Here is a 10,593-nt window from a genome sequence, read left to right as displayed (position 1 = left end):
GTGATGTGTGGGGTGTTGTACATAACGGTGTACAGGCATTTGAACCAGCGTTGAAAGCATTGTATAAAATTCGACAAATGGGAAAAAGTGTCATTTTATTGACCAATTCTCCTCGATTACGGGAAGATGTTGCAGAACAATTACAAAGCATGAATGTTCACAGTGACTATTATGATGCCATTATTACTTCTGGGGATGTTACGCGGGATCTCATTTGTGCTGCGCCGCGTAAAGTTTTTTTCATTGGTCCACAACGTGATTTGGTGCTGTTTGAAGGATTGGCGTGTGAATTTGTTGAAGAATGGGAAGCTTCGGTTGTCGTTTGTAGCGGTTTTCTTGAAGATTTTGATGAAGAACCTTCTGCTTATGAGGAAATGTTTCGTCGCATAAGAGCACGCAATTTACCTTTTATTTGTGCTAATCCTGATGTGATTGTTCATTATGGAAATAAGGAATTTTGGTGCGCTGGTGCATTGGCGCGTCTTTATCAGCAATTAGGGGGGGACGTTCGCATTGCTGGAAAACCTCATGCACCTATTTATGAGTGTGCCTTTGAAAAACTTCAAAAAATTCGTGGGACAGTAGAAAAAAGTCAAGTTTTAGCGATTGGTGATGGTCTTTTGACAGATATTAAGGGGGCGGCTCATTTTGGTCTTGATGCCCTTTATATTATGGGGGGGATTCATCGTTATGATTATATGCAAAATGGTGTGATGGATCAGCAAGCTTTGCATTCTTTTCTAGAACGCCATGATTATAAACCAAAAGCAATTATGTGGGCACTTCAGTAATGGCGAATTTTTTGCGTCTTCAGGGAACGCATATGTTTCCCTCAGCTTGGCGGGGCGCCGTGTTGGCACTTGGAAATTTTGATGGTGTTCATTGTGGACATCAGGTGGTGTTGCAAAAAGCTCTTGATTTTGCGCGGATAAAAAAGAAACCCGCTGTTGTTTTAACCTTTGAACCGCATCCAAGAAGCTTTTTTCAACGTTCAGCGCCTGTCTATCGTTTGACAGAGGCGGCTGAAAAAGCTGAAATTTTTAAAATCCTTGGCTTTGATGGCGTGATTGAACAGCCGTTTGATGCTCAATTTGCCGCTCTTTCAGCGGATAAATTTATCAAGTCGATTTTAAAGGACGATTTTGATGTTTCTGTTGTGGTGACAGGCGAAAATTTTCAATTTGGTCATCAGAAAAGTGGAAATGTTCATCTTCTTTGCCAAAGAGGAAAAGAAGAGGGATTTCAGGTCGTGCAGATTCCTTTTGTTTCTCATACATGCGTTTCTCATTCTCAAGACTCACAGCAAGATTCACAACCGTTGATCATTTCCTCTAGTTTTATTCGGCAACTTCTTTCACAAGGGGAAGTGAATAAAGCAGCCCATTTGTTAGGGTATCACTATCGGGTATGCTCCACTATTATTCAAGGCGATAAACTTGGACGTCTTTTGGGATTTCCTACCGCTAATCAGATATTGCCTCCTCAAGTTCGTTTGGCACATGGTGTTTATGCGGTACGCTTGCGTCGTGCTAACGGTGTTTTGCATGATGGGGTTGCAAGCTTTGGGTGTCGTCCAACTGTTGTTAAAGATGGGGCGCCGCTTTTGGAAACCTATTTGTTTGACTTTAACGATGACCTTTATGGAGAAAGCTGTACCGTCTCTTTTTTCCAGTTTTTGCGCGGACAAGAAAAATTTGATGGACTTGAACCTTTGATTGCACAAATGCACCGTGATGAAAAAAAAGCAAAAGAAATTTTAAAGACAGTCCAACCCTTATCAAAATTGGATCAGCTGCTTACTTTTAAAAATATGCTCTAAGTTTATCTGAAAAAGAGAGAAGGGCTGTAAAAATAGCACTTAAAGTGATGATCATCACAAAGATATATTCCAAAATATCATGGAATATATGCTTTTTCCGTTGTTGAGAGGGAGAATCGAATATCTGAAGATCTGATTGCGGCATCGTCTTTTTCAAAGTTCATTTTATGGCATTTGTTATCAATCAAAACTTTACTGATTTTTCCTTTCTGATCCGTTAAAATTCATGATGAAAAGTAAATGAATAAGTACACAGCGCATTTGGCAAGAAGAGAAGTGGGGGAAAGGCTGTTTTTTAATTTTTTGCGCTTTTAACCTTGGAATTTCACAAAATTTAAAATCGATGACTTTTTTATTTTAAAAGTTGATCGCTTCATTAATTTGCATGCATTTTTTATGGCTTTAGAGGATGGGCTTTGCTGTCTATTTAAGAGAAAAATTTGTTTATCGAGTTTTATGAAGTGGTCCCCATGAATAAAGTTGTTTCTATAAAGAGAGAAATCCAAGGGGAAGATGCGAGACAAAGATTATTGACCAAGTATTGTTTCCAGATTGGTGTGGGTGGAAGAATCTCCATCTTTTAGAACGTATGGCAAGCGCATAAAGCTTATGATTCAAGACGTGCTAAACGATAAAGATGTCGTGAACGCGTTCCGTGATGGCAATAGGCAAGAAGAGGCAGAGACGCTGTTTTTAAAATTTTTTGCATGGTTTCAACATCTGATTTTTCTATGGTTGGAGGAGAGATAGGAATGTGATAGGCTTTTATGCCATAGTCATTTGCTACCGTTTTAATACTGGAAAAATCAGGTTGATGAAGTTCTTCGTGATCGGGGCGGTTACAGATAATTGTTTTAAAACCAGCTTGTGCTAATGTTTTGATATTTTCTATGCTAATTTGAGCGCCGATAAAAATATCAGGATCAATTTGTTGTAAATTCATTTTTGTTTATTCCCAATTGCATGATTTTTATGACATTCTCAAGTCTCTAAAAGGACATGATGAAGATTAAGATTTTTCAAGGATATCTTAACAAAAATATTCTTTTTGTCGAGAAGACTTGCTTGGAAAAATGCATTGTAAGGTACAAAATATTCACCTGTGCAACATGTTTGTTATTAATATTAACAAGGCGTGGATTTTTAGAGATATTGATGATAGATGATAATCTAGCGTTATTTGCTTGTATGTTATAAGCGCGGGAACCTTATGTAGCGTGAAACGGTACAAGGAAGGGCAAAAAATGCCTTTTCGTGAACTGTTTCAAGTGTCAAGAATTTATCGTTGGGAGCTGTTAAAGTCGTGTAATAGGGATGATTTGCTTCGTCATAAGCGTCAAGATGATGGCGCTTAATGGAACTTACATGGTACCATTCATGGATGTCGTTGTGAAAGAGGTTTGCGCACTTTAAGAGATGTTATTTAACAATCCTGTGAATATGTACTCCAAATCTATTCCGTTTGCTGCGTTCATTTTTATATGAGAGGCGTGCTCTTAATTTAAAGACAAGCGATAAAGAAAAGCGTGAGGCAATGAGTAATCTTTATTATTAAAAGATATTGTCTTAAGATATCTTTTAAAGTTGTAAAGCTGAATTAAGGAGAGATGAGAAGTTGTTTTTACCCTTAAGACACGACACTTGTTTTCTCTCTATTGATTATTCCAAGTTTTCTCTTTATTCACTGTTGTTGCGAAGTAGAGACTATTTCATTGGGGTGTTTGTTTAGGGGCAGAGATATCCTTACTTTGCTCAACTCCATTTCACTTTGTTATGTGCAAAGAGTATAAAACTTATTGTGCACCCTCGCTTTAGTTCAAGAAAAGGGACAAACCAGCACCATTATACACAAGCTACCACTATTGTAACAGTTCTTGGTCTTTAACATAAAAGGTATTTTTGTTCCTCTTTTTGAGTGTTTATTCTCATATGTCAGCTCTGCTGGTGATGGGTAAGTAAGTTATTTAATTGATTGAAGATATAAGAGAGGAGAAAATGATTGGATTGTATGGATTTCGGTTCTCTTATCCACCATACAAAACAGTGAGTTTTTCTGATAATTTGTTATCTATTGAAGGGTAGAGCTTTATGAAGGGGGAAGCCGAAGAAAGGGGGGAGATGAAGAATAAAATGCTCCTTCAGTTGTGTATTCACAGGTTTGTTTTAAAGATACGTCTTTCAAGGTTTGTTATACCCATTTTGCGTTGGCATCCGTGAAGGGTATAACGATAAATCCATTGAACACCTTTTACGCTTATGAAGAAGAAAGCCGGCATCATCGCACACTTGTGCCAGTCCTAGAATATTGCAACAGCGCTTGACAGGTAAGACTGTTTATGAAAAGTCATTTTTAGTCTTTTCTTGTACAGTTTCACTTCTCCACACGTTAATTCTGCTTTTGACGTGCAAGGAACATGATTTTGATGAATTCGACATGGAACAGGTTTGGAATGAGAATATTTTAGGATATTCGGGTCTCTCATTCAAATCGAATAATACGATATTATTATAAATCAATGCATTATACGAAGTGGAAGGGGGAGGTATAGATTATTGCTAGACCATTGTTTACAAATTATCATGGGTTTAAAAAGCTTCATTTTAAGGTGGGGGAAGGGAGTGTATTTCTTGTTTAAATTTATAATTTTTATTCTTAAAAATACGATCTGCATAATATTTTTGCTCTGCTAAAAGAACAATATAATGAAGGGGCGTCTTTTTTGTCGTAAAAATTAAGAAAAGCGGTTGTTTTACACGTATTGGATACTTGCTTCTTTTATTGTTTTCTGTATAGTCGTAAAAACGATAATGCTGAAAGACGTAACGAATGATCATTGGATTTTTGAATCAAAAAGGGGGTGTTGGAAAAACCACGTTGAGCGTGAATCTTGCGGCCAGTTTTGCGCGTACTGGTGCAAGGGTATTGCTTATTGATGTTGATCCTCAGGGGAGCGCATTAGACTGGGCTGCTGCGCGTGAAGATGCTCCTTTGTTTTCGGTTATTGGTTTACCGCGTGCAACGGTTCACAAAGAGATTGCGCAGATTGGTCATAGTTATGACCATATTATTATTGATGGTCCTCCGCGTGTAACTGATCTTGCGCGGAGTGCTCTTATGGCTTCAGATTTGGTGCTTATACCGGTTTTGCCTAGTCCTTATGATATTTGGGCTGCTGATGGAATTGTAAAGTTGATTGATGAAGCACGTGTTTATAAAGAAAATCTCAAATCTGCTTTTGTTATTAATCGTAAAATAGTCAATACAGCGATAGGGCGTGATGTAAATGAAGCTCTTGGTATATATCATGTCCCTGTTCTTTCTTCTAGTGTTGCACAACGTGTGATTTTTGCAGAAGCTGCAGCACAGGGAAAAGCTGTTTATGAAGTTGATAAGCAAGGACCAGCAACAGCAGAGATTGAAGCTGTTGCAGCGGAAATCAAGGAGTTAGCGTGATGAATAAAAAAATTAAAATTGGTACAAAACCAACCAGTAAATCCATTCCTTTAACGGCTGATGCATGGATAGGAAGTCAAAAAGGGAGCATGAGTGGAGGGGTGAAGCGTCTCACGATTGATATACCAGAAACTTTGCATCGGTTAATGAAGGTCAGTTGTGCCAGTCGTGGAACCAAAATGGCTGACGAGATCCGCGAATTGCTTTCAAAAAAATACGGAAAAGTATAAAAAATGGTATACGATGATAAATTTATGTTGGTTTGAGTGTTTTCTTTAAAAGGTGATATCAGTTTGTTTTTGCGCGGCGTTAATTGTGATAAAAGCGCTTCTCTTTTTTCATGAAGGTTGCTTCATATAAGTTATTTTTCATTGAGATAAATCTTATGAAAAAGCTATGAGCTTATGAAAAACTCTTCGTTTCAACTTTTCTCCTATAGAGATGATCATTATCATACTTCTTGTGATCTTATATCATAGAAGTAAGATATTGATTTATAATGATAATTTAGCGTTATTCAATTTGAATGAGAGCTCCGAATATCGTAAGCTTTTCTCATTTCAAGCCTCTCTCATGTTGCATCAATTAAAACCCATGTCTCTTGAAGATCAAAAGCGAGGAGAGCTGTGTGGATCAAAACTGTTAAAGAAAGGATTAAAAATGCCTTTTTATGAACTGTTTTACGTACCAAGGTTTGTCCGATATTTTAGGGTTGGCACAAGTCGTGTGATGGTGTTGGCATGCTTTTTCATAATCGTAAAAGTGGGGGCAATGAATTTATCATTATACCTTTTACAGGCGCTAACGCGAAATGGGTGTGACAAGCCTTGAAAAACGTATCTTTAAAACAAGCTCGTGCGTATGTAACTGGGGGGCATTCTGTTTTACGTGAAGGGTGTGACCCCATTCAAAGATACGTGAAAAACGAAAGCGTAAATCTCCATTATTTAAAAGATATTGCTTTAGACACTTTTGAAAGCAGTAAAGCTGAATTAAAGAATGAAGGTCAAGATGGGAATTGGTTTTCGCCTTTAAAACTTCATATTCTCTCCAAATTAGCTTATCTGCTCGTTTCAGAGATTTATCCAAATAGAGATACGCAGTATGCTTACCTCTATTTTACATATAAAAGCTGAATAGATCAGTTTATTCTTCCATAGAAATTAATTATGATTTTAAATGTGAAGTTATTTCTTGTTTATTTTATTCTGAATACATTTATTTTACTGAATACAGGCGTCAATAATGTAAATTAAGAGTAGCGTCTGTTATTTTTTTCTGCTACAAAGCACTTCATTATTTAAATTATATTCATGTTGATAAAGGGGGGAAGAAAAATCAATAGGATTTACTTATATGATTGGGTTATAAGATTTCTTAATAACCATAGAAAGCGTTGAGTATGATGCTAGAACCATTAAGCATAAAAAGTATTTCTGGTATTTATATGATTTTATCATTTCAGATATTGGAATGCTACTTGTAATAGTAAGCGAGGGGGTATCCTTTTTGCTTCTATCGGGATGTATAAGACTGCTTTTAGTCGTTCTATGGGTATTTAAAAAGTGCTGGGGGCTTTCAAAGTTTTCTTTCTTTTTCGGTGTGTGAAAGAAATCAATAAGAGTGCAATCCATTCATTAAAAGATATATTGTTTTGTTTGCGGAAAGTTTGCAATGGATAGAGGCATTATATCAAAATTTCTGCTGCAATTTAAACAGTTTAAATACAAAGAGCAGCAGTACAGATAATGTTACAAATGCAAGTCTGATTAATCAAAGCGGCCTTCATAATTCAACATATTTGCGTGGAAAATGTGCATATTTATCAAAGGAAAATTAGACGCAAGATCACGATACGGGAATGATGTGAAATTAACGATATCGTTATTAAAGTATAAAAACAAGAGAGGGAAAAACATGCATAAAACTATCACAACAGCACTATTGTTGTGTACTGGACTTATCATTGCTGGTTGCGAAAAAAACTACAGTGTAGAAGATTTTAAGAAGGATCCCAAATTACTCGAAGAATGGGCAACAAAATGTATGATATCAGGAAATTTTAATTCAACAAATTGTCAAAATGCCGACAAAGCTTATCGTGAAGTTCATAAAAATGATTGGCCTGGCGCAAGTTTTGTGCATGAAGATGAGGAAAAAACTGAAGAGAAAAACAAGGGGAATTAATCATGATGAACAAAGCGATTATCATAATATTACTGTTGTGTACGGGACTTACTGTCGTTGGTTGTGAGAAAACTTACAGTGTAGAAGATTTTAAGAAAGATAAAAAATTGATGGAAAAATGGGGAAAAAAATGCGAAAAAATGGGAGTCTCTGCTTTTTCAACCAAGAACTGTCAAAATGCTATGCAAGCCGATATGGAGCTTTTTCAAGAGCATTATAGAAATCTTGCAAAGGAACTTCGTGAAAATAGCAAAAATGGGAATAAAACTGAAAAACAGTAGAATAACAATTAAATCATCAAGAAAGATTGATGATAACGTTTTCTCAACACGGGAATTGTCACAGTTGTTTACAAAAAGGTTATACTATAGGGCATTTTAAAAAATATTCCATTATACCATAAACATTGTTTTTTATGGTGGTGACATAAGATATGGTGGCGATATAAGATATGTAAGCTTCTTTGACAGATACAGTATTTTTTAGGGAAAATATTTTTAGTTTTGGCGTGTTTTATGTCAGTCAATCATATGCAATGGGAAGCCAAACGGAGCTCGTTTTACAAGTAGCCGAATTGTTTACAGAGTGGATTTAGTTAAGAAACTTTGTCATGTGAAGCATGGAGAGGGGCAATAAAACACACGGTTAGCCCGTAACTTTAATGGGTAATTGTGTCCAAACTTTTTAAACTTGAAAGAGAAAAGGGGAGTTTATTGATGAATAAATTCGTTATCACAACATTGTTGCTTTGCACTGGACTTGCTGTTGCTGGTTGCGAAAAAACTTACAGTGTAAAAGAATTTAAAACAAATCAAAAATTATATGAGGAATGGGCAAAAAAATGTGAGAGTGATGATTCACCGCTCAAATCCTCTCAAAAATTGTAAAAAACCTTCGACAAGTATATGTAGAACTTTTTTTGAACCCCTAAATAGTGTCCAAATTTTATCCGTTTAAAAGAAGGGGAATTTTATTGATGAATAAGGTCGTTATAACAGCATTATTGTTTTGCACAGGATTTACTGTTGCTGGTTGTGAGAAAACTTATAGTGTAGAAGATTTTAAAAAAATGAAAAACTGATGCAAGAATGGGGAATGAAATGTGAAAAGATGGAACCATCTTCAAGAGAGAAATCTCAAAATTGTTGCATAGTCACCAAGCGTATATGGAGTTTTTTTGGGGTGTTCGTAAAAAACATGAAACGCAATAAGTTATTATCTTAATAAGGGATTTTATCATTATTGATATTATTACGTTTTTTGAGAGTTCCGTCTCTAACTTTTGGGGAGCTTTTTGATGGCTTTAAAGAGTTAGCCTTGTATAGTTTGCACTCTTTGTGGAAGCAGGTGCCATAGGGGTATCTGTTCAGCTAAAAGTGTTTTCAATTGTGGTACTATTATTGTATCGGAATTAGCAACAACATGCAGCTGCTAATTTTTTTTTAAACTATGCGCTGACTTTTTAATGTTTTGGTTGCATGTATGATAAAATATGGAATTAAATCTATGTTTTGGGTGTTTATGCGTTTAATACAAATAAATATTTTATCACACTAAGGAACAGCTTGAATCTTTATAGCTAATTCCGACAAGCTTGGGAGGAAAATATCTGTTTGAAATTTATTTTCTCTGTTTTTAAGAGAGAAAAAATCATACTGAATGGATTGATTATCGTTTTATACTTAAATGTTTTTCTCAAACTATTTTTTTTAAACTACTTTTTATTTGAGAAGGCTATCGTATTAAGTAGGGTGTGAGCCAGTTATACTAGGACGGCTCTGTCGGATCTGTAGGGAGTTTACCGCTTTCCATGCCTTTTCAATTTCTTTCTCTTCCAAATTTTCATGACTTTTTTTTGGTGTTTTTTATCATAATTGTGCCGTCGTATGATGATCGTTTGGAGCGGTGGTATAAGTGGTGTGGTGCCCATGCATAAACTTTATGGGTATTTTTATTCTCGAGTGTGTGATTTAATTAATGTGATTTAATTAAAGAGACATCTCTCAAAGCGCGCACCACACCCATTTCGCGACAGCGGTTTGTGAATGGTAAACGGTAAATCCATCGAGCCCTCCATCTTTACGCTTATGAAAAAGCAAGCCGGTATTTTCACACACTTGTACCAATTTTTGAGTGTTGCGATAGGCTTTGGCACGTAAGACGGTTTATGAAAAGGCATATTTAGTCCTTTCTTTAACAGTTTTTATCCATACGGTTCTCCTCGCTTGTAACGTGCAAGAGATATGGGTTTTGATTGATGCAATATGAAATAGATTTGAAATGAGAGAATCTTGCGGTATTCGGGGTTCTAATTCAGTATAAATAATGCTAGATTGTCATTATAAATCAATATGTTAATTTGTTTGAAAATGCTTTGATTTATAAAGAGTGTTCACTATTTCATATTGAATGAGTATTTGGCACTCGTAGGATTTTCTCATTCCAAATCTCTCTTATGTTGAGTTTATCAAAACCTCATGTCTTTTGTACATTCAAAACGGGCGCGCTTTCTCGTGAATAAAAACTATTGAGAAAGAAATATAAATGCCTTTTCATGAATCGTATCAAGTGTAAAAGGTGATTGTATGTATTGGGAGCTGGCAAAACATGTGATGGTGTTGGCTTACTTTTGCCTAAATGTAAAGATGGGGGAGTGGATAAATCATTATGCTTATTCACACGGGTCGTTGCTCAATGTGTTTGCGATCTTAGATATCTCTTTAAAACAAGCGTGTAAATGAGCAACGTAAGTTTCATTAAATAGTATCCTTTAAGGTTGTGATAGGCACTGAAGGGAGAAATCAAGTGAAATCCGCTTTATAAGAAGAAAAATCATTTATAGATCGGATTTGGTAGAAATCTTTGTCCTTTAAGAAGGGGGATGAGATCGAGATTTAAGCAAGCATGAAATAACGGAAACTGACGGTTAAAAATGTATATAAACGCTAAGGCTCATATTAAACAAGGTTAACATTAAAAGAGTTGCGTGTAACGTTTTAAATTGGGGGCATCGATAGAGTTAAATTTTTGTTTTTGATTTTATGGGAAATGAAGAGGCTCATTACTTTGTGCCGATTAGAAAAAATTATGTTTAGTATATCTCTATGACGAGAGCTAAAATAACAACAAAAGC

General features: G+C 35.8%; 8 protein-coding genes and 2 pseudogenes. 9 read left to right on the top strand and 1 reads right to left on the bottom strand.

The window, feature by feature from the left end:
- Positions 1-791: TIGR01459 family HAD-type hydrolase (locus FNZ60_RS07420; protein ID WP_142416981.1), on the top strand; the 791-nt coding region annotated here is incomplete at its 5' end.
- A complete protein-coding gene (locus FNZ60_RS07415; protein WP_142416980.1) occupies positions 791-1,819 on the top strand; it encodes a bifunctional riboflavin kinase/FAD synthetase in 1,029 nt (342 codons plus the stop codon). The genes FNZ60_RS07420 and FNZ60_RS07415, both read left to right, overlap by 1 nt.
- Positions 1,820-2,426: 607 nt before the next feature.
- On the opposite strand, the gene FNZ60_RS07410 is transcribed toward FNZ60_RS07415, so the two are convergent.
- Positions 2,427-2,762 carry a protein tyrosine phosphatase family protein gene (locus FNZ60_RS07410; RefSeq protein ID WP_142416979.1) on the bottom strand — a complete coding sequence of 112 codons (336 nt, stop codon included), beginning with the start codon at positions 2,760-2,762 and terminating at the stop codon, positions 2,427-2,429.
- A 1,884-nt stretch (positions 2,763-4,646) separates the two neighbouring features.
- Here FNZ60_RS07410 and parA point away from each other — a divergent pair.
- From parA to FNZ60_RS10630, 7 genes and pseudogenes are all read left to right on the top strand, one after another.
- Positions 4,647-5,273, top strand: coding sequence for a ParA family partition ATPase (gene parA, locus FNZ60_RS07400; RefSeq protein ID WP_142416978.1), 627 nt, complete (start codon positions 4,647-4,649; stop codon positions 5,271-5,273).
- Positions 5,273-5,503: a hypothetical protein gene (locus tag FNZ60_RS07395; protein WP_142416977.1), complete on the top strand. Its 231-nt coding sequence runs from the start codon at positions 5,273-5,275 to the stop codon at positions 5,501-5,503. The genes parA and FNZ60_RS07395 overlap by 1 nt, the downstream gene beginning before the upstream one ends.
- A 597-nt stretch (positions 5,504-6,100) precedes the next feature.
- Positions 6,101-6,409 (top strand): hypothetical protein, encoded by a 309-nt coding sequence (locus FNZ60_RS07390; protein WP_142416976.1) that lies wholly within the window; start codon positions 6,101-6,103, stop codon positions 6,407-6,409.
- 781 nt (positions 6,410-7,190) lie between these two features.
- A complete protein-coding gene (locus FNZ60_RS07385) occupies positions 7,191-7,460 on the top strand; it encodes an EexN family lipoprotein (RefSeq protein ID WP_142416975.1) in 270 nt (89 codons plus the stop codon).
- A gap of 2 nt (positions 7,461-7,462) precedes the next feature.
- Positions 7,463-7,741, top strand: coding sequence for an EexN family lipoprotein (locus tag FNZ60_RS07380; protein ID WP_246054745.1), 279 nt, complete (start codon positions 7,463-7,465; stop codon positions 7,739-7,741).
- A gap of 435 nt (positions 7,742-8,176) precedes the next feature.
- A pseudogene (locus tag FNZ60_RS07375) lies at positions 8,177-8,305 on the top strand (EexN family lipoprotein); the annotation flags it as partial.
- Positions 8,306-8,436: 131 nt separating this feature from the next.
- A pseudogene (locus FNZ60_RS10630) lies at positions 8,437-8,684 on the top strand (EexN family lipoprotein).
- Positions 8,685-10,593 lie beyond the last annotated feature (1,909 nt).

The sequence above is a fragment of the Bartonella massiliensis genome, assembly GCF_902150025.1.
In the GTDB taxonomy this organism is placed as follows: domain Bacteria; phylum Pseudomonadota; class Alphaproteobacteria; order Rhizobiales; family Rhizobiaceae; genus Bartonella; species Bartonella massiliensis.
Note: the sequence above shows the minus strand (reverse complement) of the source record. Positions and strands in the feature narration are given on the sequence as shown.